Genomic DNA, 17,517 nt, shown 5'->3' on the forward strand with positions numbered 1-17,517 from the left:
GTGCGGTTAAATTTTGGGGAAAATTACCAAGGCTGAGTTGTTGGCCCTAAGGTAAATTCACTGATATTTGTATCTTTCGGTTGAGAGAGCGCAAATGCCACTACGTTCGCGACACGTTCTGCTGGGATTTCAAAAGTATCATAAAGCTCACGGTAGCCTTTGGATGTTGCTTCATTAGTGATGTGATCGACTAATTCGGATTGCACCGCCGCAGGATAAATCGTTGCCGTACGAATGTTTGTGCCGGCTTGAGCGGATTCCATACGCAATCCTTCCATAATGGCTTTTACCGCCCATTTTGTCCCACAGTAAACACTCGCACCAGGATACACTTTTAACCCGGCGACGGAAGAAACCGCTAGAATATGACCGGATTTTTGCGCTTCAAAAGTGGGTAATACCGCCGCAATACCGTTTAACACGCCTTTGATATTCACATCCACCATGGCATTCCAATTGTTTGTTTCCAAGGCAGAAAGTGGTGAATTTGGCATTAGACCGGCATTTAAGAAAATCGCATCAACTTTGCCAAACGTCTTTTTAGCCAGTTCAACCAACGCCGTATTATCTTCCGATTTCACGACATCCGTTACACGATAAACGGCTTCCCCGCCTTTGGCTTTAATGTTTTCTACAATCGCTTGTAATTTAGCTTCACGACGCGCACCTAACACTAATTTTGCACCGTTTTCGGCTAATTTATACGCCGTAGCTTCACCAATACCTGATGATGCTCCCGTAATAATGACGACTTTATCTTGAATATTATTCATGTTATTTCTCCTGTTGTTTGAATGGCTATCATTCTAGCTTGTTTAAGCTTACCTGATTAGCCTAAAAATCATAAAGACGCAATAAGGTAAAACTTATAATTGGCTTATAGAGCACGCCAAAGAACGACCGCTCTTACTTCACCAAAATTTCTATCGTTGCAGCTCGACAGTTGTCACCAATCATATACGACACATAACGGCTTGAGGCATATTTTTTACGATAGGCTTGATCAATTTTCTCGTTCAATTGGGAATCCTTAATTGAATTAAAGACCACATCAAAAACACGGTTTATGGCGTAAATTTTGCCCGCTTGTTGGCGGATTGCCGCCTGATACCAACTAGAATGTACACCATTATAAGCACGCACAAATAATCGACCTTCCACAATCACCGCCCAAATCCAAGTGGGCGTACCCGTTGTTTGACCATCAGGGCGGAATGGCGCGATTTTTAAATCATCTGCAATATCAATTTGGCTTAAAACTTCTTTATCCCACATCACTTTCTCCTTCATCAAAACTGATTGGTGGTGTTATTGTATTTATCCTCATAACTCCATACAATGAATAAAATCAGAAAACACAATTCCAAAAAATGAGATTATGAATCGACTAGATGCCCCTAAATACTTTGTTGCCGCAGCAGAAAATTTAAGTTTTAAATTGACCGCACTTCGTTTCTCCGTTTCACCACAAGTAATCAGCCGAGTGATTGCCGAATTAGAAAAAGAACTCGGTGAACCTTTATTCAAGCGCAATACGCGCGCTATTCATTTAACGGATTTTGGTGAGAAGTTTCGCCCAAATGCGATTGCTTTTCTACAACAAGAAGAGTGGTTATTTGGATTAAAGCAAGAAAATAATGATTTAGCCGGTATGGTTCGAATAACACTACCGCCCTCTGATTATGCCGACTATATTTTGCAACAACTATTAACCGCACTAAAACCTTACCCACATATTGCCATTGATTGGCGAACAGATTTCGACACACTCAATGCCGTAGAGGATCAAATTGATATTGGTATCCGAATCAGCCGCACCCCTAAAGAATATTGGGTTGCAAAGAAAATAATGATGTTACATGAACCTATCGTTGCCACTCCGGAATTAATTGCAAATGTAGGATTACCAAAAGATATTCACGACTTAACAGAAAATTTTCCCGTCGGAAATCTTTTGAACCCTAAAACAGGTAAAGTGTGGGATTGGTTTATTGATAATGAGCCTGTTCCCTTACCAAAACCTTGCGTCGTAACCAGTGATATTCGCAGCTTATTACAAGCTGTGCTGGCAGGTAGAATTTTTGCCCCGATTATGTACCACGACTGTAAGAAATACATTGAAAACGGCACACTTCAAGTCGTGCTAAACGACAAAGAATCCTCCCTTTGGGGGCTATATCTTTACCGTCCCTATCAGCCCATCACACCAAAACGAGTTCAGGTAGTATTTGAGATATTGGAAAAGATTTTAGTGAGGAATAAAGGTTTAATCTAACACGACAAGTTTGAGGAAATAGCTAGATCATACCAAAACGATGAAAAAAATAACCGCACTTTAATCTATTCATAATGAACAAACTAAAGTGCGGTTGTTTTTCGAGTTGGTCGATAAGCCGAGTTCTGTCGTGGACAATCATTCATCTAGGCGACGAATTACTCCGCCGCTCAAGCAACCTACCCGAACTCTAGACGGGCCATCCATTGAGTTCCTATTTGGTCTTGCTACGAGTGGAGTTTACCCTGCTGCCAACCGTTACCGGCGACACGGTGCGCTCTTACCGCACCCTTTCACCCTTACCGTTTGCACGGCGGTCTGCTCTCTGTTGCACTGGTCGTAGGCTCACGCCTCCCGGACGTTATCCGGCACTCTGCCCTGTGTAGCTCGGACTTTCCTCTCGTTTACTTGTCCCACTAGGTCGTGTGAACACGGTCAAAGGCTTCAATAAACCAGCGATTGTCTAACCAACTCGGCGCGTAGTATAGAGATTAATAAAAGTGCGGTCAATAAAATCCAATGGATTTTGAACATTGTCATTGCCAACGGCGGTGAAGCCGTAAGTAATCGCATCAGCGATCAGGCATAATTTTTCATTCGTATTTTTATCGCATTCAGCTAAAATACCCACAATTTTAACCGCACTTTAGGACTGTTCATGAACTATCTACAAATTGCACGCGATACGCTTTCCGTAGAAAGTCTCGCACTCACCCAATTAAGCCAACGTCTAGATGAAAACTTCAACCAAATCGTTGAGCTTATTTTGCATTGCCAAGGCCGTCTCGTCATTGGCGGGATTGGCAAATCAGGTTTAATTGGAAAAAAAATGGTCGCGACTTTTGCTTCCACCGGCACACCAAGTTTCTTTCTACATCCCACAGAGGCGTTTCACGGTGATCTCGGTATGCTCAAACCGGTTGATATTGTTATGCTCATTTCCTATAGCGGTGAAACGGATGATGTTAATAAACTGATTCCAAGTTTGAAAAACTTTGGCAATAAAATTATTGCTCTCACTAGCAATAAACACTCTACCCTTGCCCGTCATGCGGATTATGTATTGGATATTACGGTTGAGCGTGAAGTGTGCCCAAATAATCTTGCTCCAACCACATCAGCCCTTGTAACGCTTGCATTAGGTGATGCCCTTGCCGTATCGCTCATCACCGCAAGAAATTTCCAACCTGCCGATTTTGCCAAATTCCATCCGGGTGGCAGTCTTGGTCGCCGATTGCTTTGTCGGGTAAAAGATCAAATGCAAACACGTTTACCGACTATTTCCCCCACTACAAATTTCACCGACTGTTTAACCGTGATGAATGAAGGACGAATGGGCGTTGCACTTGTTATGGAAAACGATCAATTAAAAGGCATTATCACTGATGGAGATATTCGCCGAGCCCTTACCGCTAATGGTGAACAAACACTTAAGAAAACGGCACAAGATTTTATGACAAGTTCACCAAAAACTATTAACCAAAATGAATTCTTATCAAAAGCGGAAGATTTCATGAAAGAGAAAAAAATTCACTCTCTGGTGGCAGTAGATGATGAAAATAACGTGGTGGGTTTAATCGAATTTTCAAGCTAAGGAAAACAAATGCAACAAAAACTTGAAAAAATTAAATTGGTTATCACCGATGTGGATGGCGTGCTGACTGACGGTCAACTTTATTATGACGCAAATGGTGAGGCCATTAAAAGTTTCCATGTGCGTGATGGTTTAGGCATTAAAATGTTGATGGAGTCCGGCATTCAAGTTGCGGTACTTTCAGGTAGAGATTCTGCTATTTTGCGTCGTCGTATTGCCGATCTCGGCATAACATTATTCTTCCTTGGCAAATTAGAGAAAGAAAGTGCCTGTTTTGAATTGATGAAACAAGCCGGCGTCAATCCGGAAGAAACCGCTTATATTGGCGATGATAGTGTGGATCTCCCCGCGTTTGCCGTCAGCGGGCTTTCCTTTGCGGTCGCAGATTCGCCTTCTTATGTAAAAAATGCCGCAAATTATGTGCTGTCTCTTGCTGGTGGCAAAGGCGCATTTCGTGAAATGTCTGATATGATTTTAACCGCCCAAGGTAAATCCGCCGTCTTTAACAGTGCACAGGGATTTTTAAAATCTGTTAAAAATATGGCGCAATAACTAAATTTAGAAAAAGAAAGGGAATTCACTTTCATAATTTAATTTTTGGTATTATTAACCGCTCTTTTATAACAGTAACAATGGAGAAGACAGATATGATAGGCGTTTATGCTACTTGCCAAGTAAAACAGGGTTTTGAAACCGAATTTGAAGATTTAGTCAAACAATTCATCACTGAAAGCCGAACTCATCAAGGTTGTCAAAACTATGACTGTGGTGCAGTGACAGAAAAAGCTCGAACTTACTGTTTTATTGAACGTTGGACAGCGCAAACCGACTTAGATGCTCACCTAGCCTCTCCATTCTTTCAACAAAATGCACCTAAATTAATCGAAATGTTGGAAAATGGTCTAGATATTAATGTCGTGAATTTTATCTAAATTATCGGAGGTTATTCCCTCTATCTAAAAATTAAATTAGTTCAGGACTAATAAAACAGAAAAAGGCTGTAAACACAGCCTTTTTATTATTTATCGGATTTTTTGACCGCACTTAGTTGCTAGAACCGGCAGCTTTATTGAGCAATACTTCCACAATTTTCGGCACGCCTTCGCCAGCTTTTTCTTTCAGCACAATGACATGCTTACGAATAAAGCCGGTATTAGGATTTGGGTCAACAAGGTAAATCGTTGCGCCATAAGGTGCTTCATTGACTAAACCATTGGCGGGATAAACTTGTAACGATGTACCAATCACGATCACAATATCTGCTTTTTTCACTAACTTGACCGCTTGATCCAGCATTGGCACATTTTCCCCAAAGAAGACAATATGTGGACGCATTGGATGCCCGTGATTATCTTTATCGTCAATATGCTGATCGCCCAAGCAAGGAACGATGTAATCCGTATTAAAACTACTTCTAGCTTTGTTCAGCTCACCATGCAAATGCAATACATTCTGGCTGCCTGCACGTTCGTGTAAATCATCAACATTTTGAGTGATAATCTGTACATCATAAGCCTTTTCAAGCTCTACTAAAGCGAGATGTGCCGCATTCGGTTGCGCCGCTTGAGCATTACGACGACGTTCATTATAAAATTCCAACACTTTAGCCCGATTCTTTTTCAACGCCTCAGGTGTACAAACTTCCTCAATCTTATACCCTGCCCACAAACCATCTTCCGCACGAAAAGTTGGAATGCCACTCTCAGCACTAATACCTGCACCGGTTAAAACAACACAAATTGGTTTATTCATAATATCTTTCTCTATTTTATTACAACGATGAATTTTATCTGTTCAAGCCTGTTTACGAAGTTCATAGGCTTTTAGTTAAGATAAGAAGTAAAATCCGATCCTTGTCTGAGCAATAGAGGCATATTCAACTGCTCGGCACTATCCAAGCTAGCCTGATTTAGACATGATTCCCTCATTTAGGAACAATTCATCCGTTTTTCAATATCGCTTTTCAACTCACGCTTTTCTTCATCGCTGAGAAAAGCGGCACGGATAGCGTTTTCAAGCAACTGTTGTACTTCGTTTTCATTTAATTGGTATTCTCGTGCCAATAAATTAAATTCTTGCTGAATATTAGTTTGAGAAACAGTCATATTGTCGGTATTTAATGTGGCAATAATTCCCTTCACAAGGAATATTCTAAGTGGATAATGCTTTAAGTGATCAATAGCTTTGGTTTGTAAATTACTGCAAGGGCACATTTCCACAGCAATATGACGATCGATTAAAGATTGCATAACCGATTCTGATTCTGCCGCACGAATACCGTGTCCGATACGGATTGCACCAATGTCAATCGCTTGTTGAACATTCTCCGCTCCTGCTGCTTCACCGGCATGAATGGTAAAAGGTACACCAAGTGATTTGGCAAGTTCGAATTCTTTTGCAAAATTTATGGTAGGATAATCGGCTTCAGGGCCGGCTAAATCCACGGCAACTACCCCCGCTTTACCTGTTGAAAGGTATTTTTTTGCCATTCGTACGGTTTCTAAATTCCCTTCTTGCGAACCTATACCACGCAAACAGCATAATATTAAATTTGCTTTAAATAATCGGCTTTCCGTTAATCCCTCTTGTAAACCTGCTAAGGCTGCTTCCACCACCTGTGATTGGGTTAAACCTTTTTGCGTGTGAAGTTGTGGAGCAAAACGAATTTCAACATAGGCTAACCCTTGTTGATCTAAGCGTTTTAATAAATCAGCAACCGCAGAAGTAATCGCCTGCGAGCTTTGCAGTAAAGAAACGGGAATCGCAAAACAGTTAAGATATTGATTAAGTTCTGTACAATCTTGGGGAGCGGAAACTAGTGAAAGAAGCTGTTCAATATTTTGGGCTGATAAGGCAATATTCTGCTTTTCTGCCCATTCAAACATCCATTCAGGAGAAAGTGAGCCGTCTAGGTGAAGGTGTAAATCAATCAGGCTATATTTAGTAAAATTTTTCATTATTATACTCAATTAGTTAGAAAAGTGAAAAAAATTGCACGGTATTTAATCCTAAAAGAAAAAGGGAACAAGAAAGGGCTGTCAATTACAGCCCTTATCTTCATTTCACTTCCCTAAACAAAATCTCGCTTGGAATCACCGAACCTTGCCAGTAAAGTTCGGTAGATACTTTCTCTGCCAGTTGTAGGAAAGCTTGTGTGATTTCACTTTCCGGTGCGGCAACCACTGTTGGATTACCAACATCCAAATCTTCACGGATACGAATATGTAAAGGCAACTGAGCTAACACTTTCACATTGTATTTTTCAGCCATTTTTTCTGCCCCGCCCGTACCAAAAATAGCCTCATGATGACCGCACTTGCCACAAATGTGCATTGACATATTTTCTACAATACCTAATACAGGCACAGATACTTTTTCAAACATTGAAACCCCTTTTACTGCATCAAGTAATGCAATATCTTGCGGTGTTGTTACCACTACAGCGCCGGTTACCGGAATTTGTTGTGACAGGGTCAGTTGGATATCGCCGGTACCCGGTGGCATATCTATCACCAAATAATCCAAGCTGTCCCATAATGTTTCGTTCAATAATTGGCTCAATGCACTACTTGCCATCGGACCGCGCCAAATGGTCGCACTATCTTCATCCATTAAAAAACCAATGGAATTAGCCGACAATCCGTGTGCTTTAATCGGTGTAATATGCTGATTGTCCGGCGATGTTGGGCGTTGATGTGGTGCACCGAGCATATGCGGTACAGAAGGGCCATAAATATCCGCATCCAAAATACCTACGCGCGCCCCTTGAGCTTGTAACGCAAGGGCTAAATTCACGGAAACGCTAGATTTCCCCACCCCACCTTTGCCTGATGTCACCGCAATGATATTTTTCACACCTTTTACGGCAGGTTGGTTATTGGCACGCTTTAATGTCGCGATTTGATAACTCACCGACCATTTGATTTCCTTACAATCCGCTACTTGCAACAAGGCATCGGATAACGCTTGTTTAAGTTGCTCGACACCGGTGTTCCAAGCAAAAGGGAACTGCAATTCAATACGTAATGTTTCACCGCCCTTTTCTATTTTTTTTAACACATTAAGAGCAATGAGATCTTTTTGCAGACTGGGATGAGTAAAATGCTGAAAAAGTTGGAGAAGATCGGCTTGTTGCTCCGCGCTGATATTTTCAGAAAAAAAGATTGCCATAAAAAATCCTACTAAAACAATAGAGTAAATTCATCAGGCGTATTTAACCATTTTAATGCTATTCTGTTAAGACAAAATGTGACCGAACTAGAAAAAATACCGTTTATCGGGTAAGATAGCGCACAATTTTTTGTGTAAATAAAAGAGAATAAAAATGACAACTCAACCCCGTAAAATTTTAGTGACTTGCGCCTTGCCTTATGCCAATGGTGCGATCCATTTAGGTCATATGTTAGAACATATTCAAGCGGATATTTGGGTGCGTTTTCAGCGTATGCGTGGCAATAAAATCCATTTTGTCTGTGCGGATGATGCACACGGCACACCAATTATGTTGAATGCCGATAAATTAGGCATCACACCTGAAGAATTAATCGCGAAGGCGAAAGCGGATCATATTCGTGATTTTGCCGGTTTTAATATTAGTTTCGATAATTACCACTCCACACACAGTGAAGAAAACAAACAAATCACAGCAGAAATTTATAACAAGTTAAAATCAAACGGTTTCATAAAAAGCAAAGTGATTGCTCAACTTTATGATCCCGAAAAAAATATGTTTTTGCCGGATCGTTTTGTAAAAGGGACTTGTCCAAAATGCAAAGCGGAAGATCAATATGGCGATAACTGTGAGGTTTGCGCTTCCACTTATAGCCCGATGGATTTAATTAATCCGCGTTCTGCCGTATCCGGTGCAACCCCCATTGTAAAAGAATCCGAGCACTTTTTCTTTGATTTGCCGGCATTTGAAAATATGTTGCAAGACTGGACGCGTTCCGGTTCGCTTCAACCTGAAATCGCCAATAAAATGCAAGAATGGTTTGAAAGCGGTTTGCAACAATGGGATATTTCCCGCGATGCGCCTTATTTTGGTTTTGAAATCCCAGGAGAAAAGGATAAATTCTTCTATGTATGGTTGGATGCCCCTATTGGCTATATGGCGTCATTCAAAAATCTTTGTGATCGTGAAGGCATTAATTTCAATGAGTTTTGGGCTGAAAACAGCGAGGCGGAACTTTACCATTTCATCGGAAAAGATATCGTCTATTTCCATAGTCTATTTTGGCCTGCGATGTTGGAAGGCTGCAACTATCGCAAACCGACCAATGTATTTGCCCATGGTTATGTCACCGTAGATGGTGCGAAAATGTCAAAATCTCGCGGCACCTTTATTCAAGCAAGCACCTATTTGAATCACATCGATCCTGAATGCCTACGTTATTACTATGCGGCAAAACTCAATAATCGTATTGAAGATCTTGATTTCAATCTTGATGATTTTGTGCAGCGTGTAAATACCGATATTGTTAATAAATTAGTCAATTTAGCCTCTCGAAATGCCGGTTTTATCACCAAACGTTTTGACGGAAAACTTGCTTCCAAATTAGAAGATGAGGCTCTTTTTGCTGAATTTACCGCACAAGCAGAACAAATCGCGACTTATTATGAAACCCGTGAATACAATAAAGCGATTCGTGAAATTATGGCTCTCACCGATAAAGCTAATAAATATATCGATGAAAAAGCGCCTTGGCTAATCGCAAAAGCGGAAGGCAAAGAAGCTGAACTGCAAACCGTCTGCTCGATGGGCATTGAACTATTCCGAGTGTTGATGACTTACTTAAAACCGGTATTACCGAAATTAGCAGAACGTGCAGAAGCCTTTTTACAAAGCGAATTGCGTTGGAATAACATTACCCGACCTTTATTTGATCACCAAATCGCTCCGTTTAAATCTTTATTCTCCCGTTTAGAGAAAAAACAAATTGACGCGGTGGTAGAAGAAACCAAGAGATTATTTGCCGAATCAAACAAAGTTACAGAAAAAACAGCGGCAAAATCAACCGCACTTTCTAACGTAGAACCCATTTCCGACACCATCACTATTGATGATTTTGCCAAACTAGATCTACGTGTGGCAAAAGTGTTGAAATGCGAAGCCGTGCCGGAATCCAATAAACTTTTACGTTTTGAATTGGATCTTGGTGATCATACCCGTCAAGTGTTCTCCGGAATCAAAGCAGCCTATAGTAAACCGGAAGAATTAGAAGGTCGGTTCGTGATTATGGTAGCAAATCTTGCACCACGTAAAATGAAGTTTGGCGTATCGGAGGGGATGATTCTTTCCGCCGGCAGTGGTGGCAGTGATTTATTCTTACTTTCTGCAGATAGTGGCGTAACAGCCGGTATGCAGGTGAAATAATTCATTCAATACGAATTAGGCGGCATTAGTCGCCTTTTTCTTTATCAAAAATTTCTTCAAGATCATACAATTCCCACTTGATCTTTACCTAAGGTCAAGCTTTATCCTTGCGACTCTACTCAACAACTTAAAGAGAAAATTATTATGCAATGGAGAAATTTCTTAAAACACAGTGCGCTTTTCATTGCAATGGCAGGGATACCGATGAAATGGGTTTGGCGATACAATGCTAACAAATGGCGCGCAATATCCTAAACATATCACTCCAAAAGACTGGGTAAGATTACGTTTACTCAACGGCTGTAATGCCCGCTCACTCAGACTTGCAACCAGCGATGAACGGCCAATGTATGTTATCGCAAGTGATGGCGGATTTTTGAATGAACCGATAAAAGTCAATGAATTAGAAATGATTATAGGAGAACGTTTTGAGGTTCTGATTGATTTGAGTGATGGTAAAGCGGTGGATTTAGTCAGATCAAATGGACATGGGATTACCTCCGTTCAATCAAAAACTACCGGTATTAAGTCTAGAAACTACGTTACAAAAAGGACAAGGCAATTTACCGACAAAATTGGCAAACTTATCTAAAGTAAAACACCGAATGATATTATAGTCCGCCATTTTCAGCTCAGCATGGATCCGGAATTAGATCACCAAGGAATGCAATTATTCATGCAAAAATACGGTCATCAAGGTATGAACATGACGCATCATATGCATATGCCGCAACACACTATGCCGATGTCGCACGATACCCATATGTCACATATGCCACACGATGGAGATATGAATGCGCCTAAAAAAGCAGCATTAGATATTTGGACGGCAAATCGAATTAACGGTCAAAGTTTCCATCATCCCCCTGTATTTAGTGCCAAACAGGGACAATATGAAAAATGGGTAATTTCCGGAGAAAGTGATATGATGTTACACCCATTTCATGTGCATGGCACACAATTCCGAATCCTAAGCGAAAACGGAAAACCACCTGCCGCACACTGTCAAGGCTGGAAAGATACGGTAAGCGTGAATGGTGCGATCAGCGAAATACTCGTTAAATTTAATTATTTAGCCAGTAACCAAGCCCCTTATATGGCTCATTGTCATTTATTGGAACATGAAGACACCGGTATGATGTTGGCATTTACCGTTGAAAAATAATGGTAAATAACTGAACGAGTTATTGGAGAACAACAATGAAAAACGAATTAGTCTGTTATAAACAAATGCCCGTTTGGACAAAGGATAAGCTTCCTCAAATGTTTCAAGAAAAACATAATACCAAAGTGGGCACTTGGGGAAAGATAACCGTATTAAAAGGTAAACTCAAATTTTATGAATTAACAGAGAAAGGTGAGGTACTTGCTGAGCATATTTTTACACCTGAAACGGACACCCCATTTGTTGAACCGCAAGCTTGGCATCGGGTGGAAGCCGTAACAGATGATTTGGAATGTACTCTTGGCTTTTATTGTAAAAAAGAAGATTACTTCAGCAAAAAATACAATATGACGGCAACCCATTCCGAAGTGAAAAGTGCGGTTAAAATAATTAGCCCTTGTAAAACCCTCGATCTTGGTTGCGGGCAAGGCAGAAATTCGCTCTTTCTCAGTTTACTTGGTTATGATGTCACTTCTTGGGATCATAATGAAAACAGCCTGACTTTCTTAAATGAAACGAAAGAAAAAGAAAATCTGACAATTTCGACCGCACTTTACGATATCAATACGGCGAATATTCAAGAACACTACGATTTTATTCTTTCTACGGTCGTATTTATGTTCTTAAACCGCGAACGTGTCCCGGACATTATCAAAAATATGCAGGAACATACCAATATCGGCGGGTACAACTTAATTGTTGCCGCCATGTCCACTCATGACGTGCCTTGCCCAATGCCTTTCTCTTTCACTTTTAAAGAGAATGAATTGAAAGATTATTACCAAGGCTGGGAATTCATTAAATATAATGAAGAAATGGGTGAATTGCACAAAACCGATGAAAACGGCAATCGCATTAAAATGAAATTTGTGACAATGTTAGCCAAAAAGAAATAATAGTTTGATTTATAAAATAAAAAACCGCATTTTGTGATAACAAAGTGCGGTTTATTTTTCATAAGAATTTTTAATTATTCTTCAATTGAGCGCAATAATTCGTTGATTCCGACTTTCCCTAAGGTTTTCGCATCCACTTTTTTCACGATAACTGCACAATAAAGGCTATATTTACCGCATTTTGACGGAAGACAACCTGAAACCACCACTGAGCCGGCAGGCACACGACCATAGTGGATTTCACCGGTTTCACGATCATAAATTTTGGTAGATTGACCAATGAATACTCCCATTGAAATCACACAGCCATCTTCAACAATAACGCCTTCAACTACTTCGGAACGGGCGCCGATAAAGCAGTTGTCACCAATAATGGTCGGATTAGCTTGTAATGGCTCTAATACTCCACCGATACCTACACCGCCCGATAGATGAACGTTTTTACCAATTTGAGCGCAGGATCCCACTGTTGCCCAAGTATCTACCATAGTACCTTCGCCAACATAGGCACCGATATTCACATAAGACGGCATTAGGACACAATTTTTAGAAATATACGCCCCTTTACGAACCGTAGCAGATGGTACAACCCGAAAACCTTCTTGTTGGAAACGTTCTTCAGTATAATCTGCAAATTTTAATGCGACTTTGTCATAGTATTTTGTTTCCGCACCATCAATAATTTGGTTATCGTTGATACGGAATGAAAGCAATACTGCCTTTTTTAACCACTGGTGTGTGACCCACTCACCATCAATTTTTTCTGCAACACGATATTTTCCACTGTCTAACCCTTCAATCACTTCTTCAATCGCGCGACGGGTTTCCGCATCCACGGTTTTTGGCGTAATATCTGCGCGTTTTTCAAATGCTGATTCAATAATTGTTTGTAAATTTGACATGGTACTTCCTAATGTTAGTTAACTGAATAAAACGGTGTTAGTTTTACCATATTTCTAACTATCAAGCAAAAAACACCGAAAAAAATCACCGCACTTTGTGAGACCCAAAGTGCGGTGATGATAAAAACCTATCTTAATTACAAGATAGCAAGTGTTAAGCCAACAATAAAAGACATACTTAACACAACTGCAATCATCGCATAACCAAAATCACTCATGTTTTCTCCTTAAATTGATGTTGATGCGCTGTTATTCTAACAAGAAAAAGAAAAAAAACGACCTTTTTTAAAAAAATTTTGTTACCTACTTAACTATTCCTAAACAATCCTTATAATGGGAAAAATTTTTTTTAGAGAAAATCCAATTATGGCAACAATTAAAGATGTGGCAAAAATGGCGGGGGTATCCACCACTACCGTTTCCCATGTAATAAATAAAACCCGATTTGTTGCAAAAGAAACGAAAGAAGCCGTTCAGCATGCGATTAAAACCCTAAAATATTCTCCTAGTGCAGTGGCAAGAAGTTTGAAAGTCAATACCACAAAATCTATCGGTATGATCGTTACGACCAGTGAAGCCCCCTACTTCGCCGAAATTATTCATGCCGTGGAGGAACATTGTTATCGCCAAAGCTATTCCCTGTTTTTATGCAACACGCAAAATGATCCTGAAAAAATTAAAAATCATTTAGAAATGTTAGTTAAAAAACGGGTGGACGGTTTGCTTGTGATGTGTTCCGAATATACCCAAACTTCCCTTGATTTACTTTCCAATGTTTCCAGCTTACCGATAGTGGTAATGGATTGGGGACCTAACAGTGACACCGATGTGATCGAAGATAACAGCTTTATGGGCGGCTATCTTGCAACCAAACATTTGATTGATTGCGGTCATAAAAAAATCGGTATTATCGCAGGGGAACAGAGTAAAACTACGGCAAGAACCCGTTACGAAGGTTTTGAGAAAGCGATGACCGAGGCAAATCTGGCGGTTAATCAAGATTGGGTAATGGAGGGGTATTTTGAACCGGAAGACGGCTATGAATGTATGAATAAAATTCTTGCCCGAACCGAGCTACCAACGGCAGTCTTTTGTTGTAATGATGTCATGGCACTCGGTGCTATTTCAGCCATCACAGAAAAAGGATTACGTGTACCGGATGATATTTCGGTCATTGGTTATGACAATATTCATTCATCACGTTTTTATGCTCCGCCACTTACAACGATTCACCAATCAAAATCCCGATTAGGTGCACAAGCGGTTAATTTGCTCTTTGAACGCATTTCACAGAAAGATAAAGATAATTTATTACATAAGCAAAGTCGCATTGATATTCATCCTGAATTGGTTATCAGAAAATCTGTTAAAACCATGTTATAAAACATACTAAAAAATAACCGCACTTTTTATGTTTTAGTTAAAAAGTGCGGTTATTTTTTTAGAAAAATTTATTTTTCCTGTTTTTCATCAATCTTTTATCTTGTTGAGTTTGACCCTACACCTATTTTTAGTTATATCTATATCCAGTTTTATTTTACTTTTTAGGAGTTTATATGACACAAGAGTATGTTACTCTGCGCAATAACATCAATATGTTAGGGCGCTTTCTCGGAGAAACCATTAACGATGCACAAGGTGCCGATATTCTTGAACTCATCGAAAATATCCGCAAATTATCCCGTGATTCTCGAGCTGGGGACGATAACGCACGTCAAGCATTACTCGAAACCCTCGCGAATATTTCAACGGATAACATCATTCCTGTAGCTCGTGCATTCAGTCAATTTCTGAACCTGACAAATATTGCAGAACAATATCAAACCATCTCCCGAGAACATTCACAAAAAGCCCCTTCAGAACGCTCTTTACACACACTATTCACGCGTTTGAAAGCTGAAAATGCCTCAAAAGACGAGGTGTATAACACCATTGAAAAACTATTAATCGAACTTGTATTAACAGCACATCCAACAGAAACCACGCGCCGTTCACTGATCCATAAGCATGTTGAAATTAACAAATGTTTAAGTAAATTAGAACACGGCGATCTCACCTCAAAAGAACGATGCATTATTGAACGTTTACTCCTTCGTTTAATTGCCGAAGCTTGGCACACCAATGAAATTCGCACCGTTCGCCCAACCCCTTTTGATGAAGCGAAATGGGGATTTGCAATGTTAGAAAACAGCCTTTGGCAAGCTGTGCCGGAATTTCTTCGTCAATTAAATGAAAATGCACGTGAATTCTTAGGTTATGATTTGCCGGTAGGTTTAAAGCCGGTACGCATTTCTTCTTGGATGGGCGGCGACCGTGACGGAAACCCGTTTGTGACCGCCCCAATTACCCAAAAAGTTCTGAATTTTGCCCGTTGGAAAGCGGCAGATTTATTCCTACAAGACATCTGCAAACTGGTTGATGAACTTTCCATGGTGAAATGTACCGATGAATTCCGAACAAAATATGGCGATCATTTAGAACCATATCGCACCGTCGTAAAAGGCTTACGCACAAAACTCACCACAACCCTCTCCTACTTTGATGATCTCCTTGCCGATCGTCTGCCTCGTGTAACAGAAAGTGAGATTATTTTAGAGGATAACCAACTTTGGGAACCGCTTTATGATTGTTATCAATCACTTATGGCGTGTGGTATGCGTATTATTGCAAACGGCTCGTTACTTGATATTTTACATCGTATCCGCTGCTTTGGCGTCACCTTGTCACAAATGGATATTCGACAAGAGAGTACACGTCATACCAATGCCATTGCGGAAATCACACGTTATATCGGTTTAGGTGATTATTCACAGTGGACAGAAGAAGATAAACAAGCCTTTTTAATTCGTGAATTAAGTTCACGCCGCCCATTAATTCCGCAAAATTGGACACCATCTGCAGAAACACAAGAAATTCTTGATACCTGCAAAGTTGTTGCGGCACAAAAACAAGGGGTCATTGCTTGTTACGTTATTTCTATGGCACGTAGTGCATCCGATGTACTTGCCGCCCATTTATTACTAAAAGAAACCGGGGTTTCTTACCATATACCGGTAGTTCCTCTCTTTGAGACCTTAGATGATTTGGATGCCGCAGAAAATGTCATGAGCCAACTTTTCGATATCGGTTGGTATCGAGGCGTAATTAATAACCGCCAAATGGTGATGATTGGCTATTCGGATTCAGCCAAAGATGCGGGAATGATGGCTGCTTCATGGGCACAATATCGTGCACAAGAGGCGCTTGTGAATTTAACTGAAAAACTCGGTATTGAACTGACATTATTCCACGGACGTGGCGGAACAATCGGTCGGGGCGGTGCACCGGCACATGCGGCGCTACTTTCTCAACCGCCACGTTCATTGAAAAATGGCTTACGCGTAACAGAACAAGGCGAAATGATCCGCTTCAAACTCGGTTTACCGGCTGTCGCGGTAGAAACCTTCGATCTTTATGCAAGCGCTATTTTAGAAGCAAATCTCTTACCGCCACCGGAACCTAAAGCGGAATGGCGCAAAATAATGGATGAACTTTCTACTATTTCTTGCAAAATCTACCGTGATGTCGTACGGGGTGATAAAGACTTTGTACCGTCCTTCCGCAGTGCCACACCGGAACAAGAACTCTCTAAATTACCCCTAGGTTCACGCCCTGCCAAACGTAATCCAAACGGTGGTGTAGAAAGTCTTCGAGCCATTCCTTGGATTTTCGCTTGGATGCAAAATCGACTCATGTTACCGGCATGGTTGGGAGCTGGTGCAGCGGTGCGTCAAGTAATTGAAAACGGCAAGAGCGATATTATTCAAGAAATGTGCCAAACATGGCCGTTTTTCTCCACTCGAATCGGTATGTTAGAGATGGTATTCAGCAAATCGGATAGCTGGCTTTCACAACAATACGATCAACGTTTGGTGAAAAAAGAACTTTGGTATTTGGGCGAAAATTTACGCCAACAATTACAGGCTGATATTCAAACGGTACTCTCACTTTCCCATAACAGTGAGTTAATGTCCGATTTGCCATGGATCGCCGAATCTATCGCATTACGCAATATTTACACCGATCCGCTCAATCTTCTCCAAGCGGAACTCCTCCACCGTTTCCGCGAAAATCCGGATCACCCAAATCCTGATGTAGAACAAGCATTGATGATCACCATCACCGGTATCGCTGCAGGAATGCGTAATACCGGTTAGTCGATAAAAATAAAAGTGCGGTCAAATTTATCGGTATTATGTAGCAGTTGCACAAAGACCTAACCGCTTGAAAATACTAAAATCTCCATTGAAAGTTTAACTCAATGGAGATTTTT

Annotated in this window: 17 protein-coding genes and 1 other RNA gene; 10 read left to right on the top strand and 8 right to left on the bottom strand. The window is 40.6% G+C overall.

Features of this window, described 5'->3' with window-relative positions; all coding sequences use genetic code 11:
* Nucleotides 1-23 precede the first annotated feature (23 nt).
* Nucleotides 24-773 carry an SDR family oxidoreductase gene (locus PNEUHYL_RS06220; RefSeq protein WP_059366345.1) on the bottom strand — a complete coding sequence of 250 codons (750 nt, stop codon included), beginning with the start codon at nt 771-773 and terminating at the stop codon, nt 24-26.
* A gap of 133 nt (nt 774-906) precedes the next feature.
* Complete coding sequence (locus tag PNEUHYL_RS06225; protein WP_204378666.1) at nt 907-1,275, bottom strand: DUF2255 family protein; 369 nt, start codon at nt 1,273-1,275, stop codon at nt 907-909.
* Nucleotides 1,276-1,378: 103 nt separating this feature from the next.
* Between PNEUHYL_RS06225 and PNEUHYL_RS06230 the strand changes: the two genes are divergently transcribed.
* The gene (locus PNEUHYL_RS06230; RefSeq protein ID WP_059366347.1) at nt 1,379-2,275 is read left to right on the top strand and encodes a LysR family transcriptional regulator; all 897 of its coding nucleotides are present in this window, start codon (nt 1,379-1,381) and stop codon (nt 2,273-2,275) included.
* Nucleotides 2,276-2,373: 98 nt separating this feature from the next.
* On the opposite strand, the gene rnpB is transcribed toward PNEUHYL_RS06230, so the two are convergent.
* Together rnpB and PNEUHYL_RS13430 are read right to left on the bottom strand one after the other, a co-directional pair.
* Nucleotides 2,374-2,750, bottom strand: an RNA gene (gene rnpB, locus PNEUHYL_RS06235) — RNase P RNA component class A.
* Nucleotides 2,739-2,906, bottom strand: coding sequence for a hypothetical protein (locus PNEUHYL_RS13430; protein ID WP_157888084.1), 168 nt, complete (start codon nt 2,904-2,906; stop codon nt 2,739-2,741). Before PNEUHYL_RS13430 ends, rnpB begins: the two co-directional genes overlap by 12 nt.
* Before the next feature lie 27 nt (nt 2,907-2,933).
* Between PNEUHYL_RS13430 and PNEUHYL_RS06240 the strand changes: the two genes are divergently transcribed.
* The 3 genes from PNEUHYL_RS06240 (at nt 2,934) to PNEUHYL_RS06250 (ending at nt 4,801) form a co-directional block, all read left to right on the top strand.
* The gene (locus PNEUHYL_RS06240) at nt 2,934-3,869 is read left to right on the top strand and encodes a KpsF/GutQ family sugar isomerase (RefSeq protein ID WP_059366348.1); all 936 of its coding nucleotides are present in this window, start codon (nt 2,934-2,936) and stop codon (nt 3,867-3,869) included.
* 9 nt (nt 3,870-3,878) lie between these two features.
* Nucleotides 3,879-4,421 carry a KdsC family phosphatase gene (locus tag PNEUHYL_RS06245; RefSeq protein ID WP_059366349.1) on the top strand — a complete coding sequence of 181 codons (543 nt, stop codon included), beginning with the start codon at nt 3,879-3,881 and terminating at the stop codon, nt 4,419-4,421.
* Nucleotides 4,422-4,501: 80 nt separating this feature from the next.
* A complete protein-coding gene (locus PNEUHYL_RS06250) occupies nt 4,502-4,801 on the top strand; it encodes a putative quinol monooxygenase (RefSeq protein ID WP_239690344.1) in 300 nt (99 codons plus the stop codon).
* Nucleotides 4,802-4,913: 112 nt separating this feature from the next.
* Here PNEUHYL_RS06250 and PNEUHYL_RS06255 read toward each other — a convergent pair whose 3' ends face one another.
* The 3 genes from PNEUHYL_RS06255 to apbC all read right to left on the bottom strand — a co-directional run bounded on the left by PNEUHYL_RS06255 (nt 4,914) and on the right by apbC (nt 8,039).
* Nucleotides 4,914-5,621: an SIR2 family NAD-dependent protein deacylase gene (locus tag PNEUHYL_RS06255; RefSeq protein ID WP_059366351.1), complete on the bottom strand. Its 708-nt coding sequence runs from the start codon at nt 5,619-5,621 to the stop codon at nt 4,914-4,916.
* Nucleotides 5,622-5,797: 176 nt separating this feature from the next.
* Nucleotides 5,798-6,826 carry an adenosine deaminase gene (gene add / locus PNEUHYL_RS06260; protein WP_059366352.1) on the bottom strand — a complete coding sequence of 343 codons (1,029 nt, stop codon included), beginning with the start codon at nt 6,824-6,826 and terminating at the stop codon, nt 5,798-5,800.
* 100 nt (nt 6,827-6,926) lie between these two features.
* Complete coding sequence (gene apbC, locus PNEUHYL_RS06265) at nt 6,927-8,039, bottom strand: iron-sulfur cluster carrier protein ApbC (protein ID WP_059366353.1); 1,113 nt, start codon at nt 8,037-8,039, stop codon at nt 6,927-6,929.
* Nucleotides 8,040-8,193: 154 nt separating this feature from the next.
* On the opposite strand from apbC, the gene metG reads away from it, so the two are divergent.
* The 4 genes from metG (at nt 8,194) to tehB (ending at nt 12,303) form a co-directional block, all read left to right on the top strand.
* Nucleotides 8,194-10,242, top strand: a complete 2,049-nt coding sequence (metG, locus tag PNEUHYL_RS06270; protein ID WP_059366354.1) for a methionine--tRNA ligase — start codon at nt 8,194-8,196, stop codon at nt 10,240-10,242.
* A gap of 226 nt (nt 10,243-10,468) precedes the next feature.
* Nucleotides 10,469-10,834, top strand: a complete 366-nt coding sequence (locus PNEUHYL_RS13570; RefSeq protein WP_059366355.1) for a hypothetical protein — start codon at nt 10,469-10,471, stop codon at nt 10,832-10,834.
* Nucleotides 10,835-10,918: 84 nt separating this feature from the next.
* Nucleotides 10,919-11,407: a multicopper oxidase domain-containing protein gene (locus PNEUHYL_RS13575; protein WP_239690343.1), complete on the top strand. Its 489-nt coding sequence runs from the start codon at nt 10,919-10,921 to the stop codon at nt 11,405-11,407.
* Between the two features lie 35 nt (nt 11,408-11,442).
* Nucleotides 11,443-12,303: an SAM-dependent methyltransferase TehB gene (gene tehB, locus PNEUHYL_RS06280; protein ID WP_059366357.1), complete on the top strand. Its 861-nt coding sequence runs from the start codon at nt 11,443-11,445 to the stop codon at nt 12,301-12,303.
* Between the two features lie 74 nt (nt 12,304-12,377).
* Here the strand turns inward: tehB and dapD are convergent, their stop codons facing one another.
* Nucleotides 12,378-13,205 carry a 2,3,4,5-tetrahydropyridine-2,6-dicarboxylate N-succinyltransferase gene (gene dapD / locus PNEUHYL_RS06285; RefSeq protein ID WP_059366358.1) on the bottom strand — a complete coding sequence of 276 codons (828 nt, stop codon included), beginning with the start codon at nt 13,203-13,205 and terminating at the stop codon, nt 12,378-12,380.
* Nucleotides 13,206-13,571: 366 nt separating this feature from the next.
* Here dapD and purR point away from each other — a divergent pair, with 366 nt between their 5' ends.
* Both purR and ppc read left to right on the top strand, forming a co-directional pair.
* On the top strand, nt 13,572-14,588 hold the full coding sequence (gene purR / locus PNEUHYL_RS06290; protein WP_059368832.1) for an HTH-type transcriptional repressor PurR: 1,017 nt from the start codon (nt 13,572-13,574) through the stop codon (nt 14,586-14,588).
* Between the two features lie 173 nt (nt 14,589-14,761).
* Nucleotides 14,762-17,401: a phosphoenolpyruvate carboxylase gene (ppc, locus tag PNEUHYL_RS06295; RefSeq protein WP_059366359.1), complete on the top strand. Its 2,640-nt coding sequence runs from the start codon at nt 14,762-14,764 to the stop codon at nt 17,399-17,401.
* Nucleotides 17,402-17,517: the final 116 nt, after the last annotated feature.

Origin of the sequence: Rodentibacter caecimuris, assembly GCF_001019715.1 — a bacterium.
Taxonomy (GTDB): Bacteria; Pseudomonadota; Gammaproteobacteria; order Enterobacterales; family Pasteurellaceae; genus Rodentibacter; species Rodentibacter caecimuris.

What these genes read in the sequence shown, in the direction of transcription:
- metG (WP_059366354.1), top strand. Translation starts at nt 8,194, where the DNA reads ATGACAACTCAACCCCGTAAAATTTTAGTGACTTGCGCCTTGCCTTAT.
- tehB (WP_059366357.1), top strand. Translation starts at nt 11,443, where the DNA reads ATGAAAAACGAATTAGTCTGTTATAAACAAATGCCCGTTTGGACAAAG.
- PNEUHYL_RS13575 (WP_239690343.1), top strand. Translation starts at nt 10,919, where the DNA reads ATGCAAAAATACGGTCATCAAGGTATGAACATGACGCATCATATGCAT.
- purR (WP_059368832.1), top strand. Translation starts at nt 13,572, where the DNA reads ATGGCAACAATTAAAGATGTGGCAAAAATGGCGGGGGTATCCACCACT.
- ppc (WP_059366359.1), top strand. Translation starts at nt 14,762, where the DNA reads ATGACACAAGAGTATGTTACTCTGCGCAATAACATCAATATGTTAGGG.
- add (WP_059366352.1), bottom strand. Translation starts at nt 6,826, where the DNA reads ATGAAAAATTTTACTAAATATAGCCTGATTGATTTACACCTTCACCTA.
- PNEUHYL_RS06250 (WP_239690344.1), top strand. Translation starts at nt 4,502, where the DNA reads ATGGAGAAGACAGATATGATAGGCGTTTATGCTACTTGCCAAGTAAAA.
- apbC (WP_059366353.1), bottom strand. Translation starts at nt 8,039, where the DNA reads ATGGCAATCTTTTTTTCTGAAAATATCAGCGCGGAGCAACAAGCCGAT.
- PNEUHYL_RS06255 (WP_059366351.1), bottom strand. Translation starts at nt 5,621, where the DNA reads ATGAATAAACCAATTTGTGTTGTTTTAACCGGTGCAGGTATTAGTGCT.
- PNEUHYL_RS06220 (WP_059366345.1), bottom strand. Translation starts at nt 773, where the DNA reads ATGAATAATATTCAAGATAAAGTCGTCATTATTACGGGAGCATCATCA.
- PNEUHYL_RS06230 (WP_059366347.1), top strand. Translation starts at nt 1,379, where the DNA reads ATGAATCGACTAGATGCCCCTAAATACTTTGTTGCCGCAGCAGAAAAT.
- PNEUHYL_RS06245 (WP_059366349.1), top strand. Translation starts at nt 3,879, where the DNA reads ATGCAACAAAAACTTGAAAAAATTAAATTGGTTATCACCGATGTGGAT.
- dapD (WP_059366358.1), bottom strand. Translation starts at nt 13,205, where the DNA reads ATGTCAAATTTACAAACAATTATTGAATCAGCATTTGAAAAACGCGCA.
- PNEUHYL_RS06240 (WP_059366348.1), top strand. Translation starts at nt 2,934, where the DNA reads ATGAACTATCTACAAATTGCACGCGATACGCTTTCCGTAGAAAGTCTC.
- PNEUHYL_RS06225 (WP_204378666.1), bottom strand. Translation starts at nt 1,275, where the DNA reads ATGTGGGATAAAGAAGTTTTAAGCCAAATTGATATTGCAGATGATTTA.
- PNEUHYL_RS13570 (WP_059366355.1), top strand. Translation starts at nt 10,469, where the DNA reads ATGCTAACAAATGGCGCGCAATATCCTAAACATATCACTCCAAAAGAC.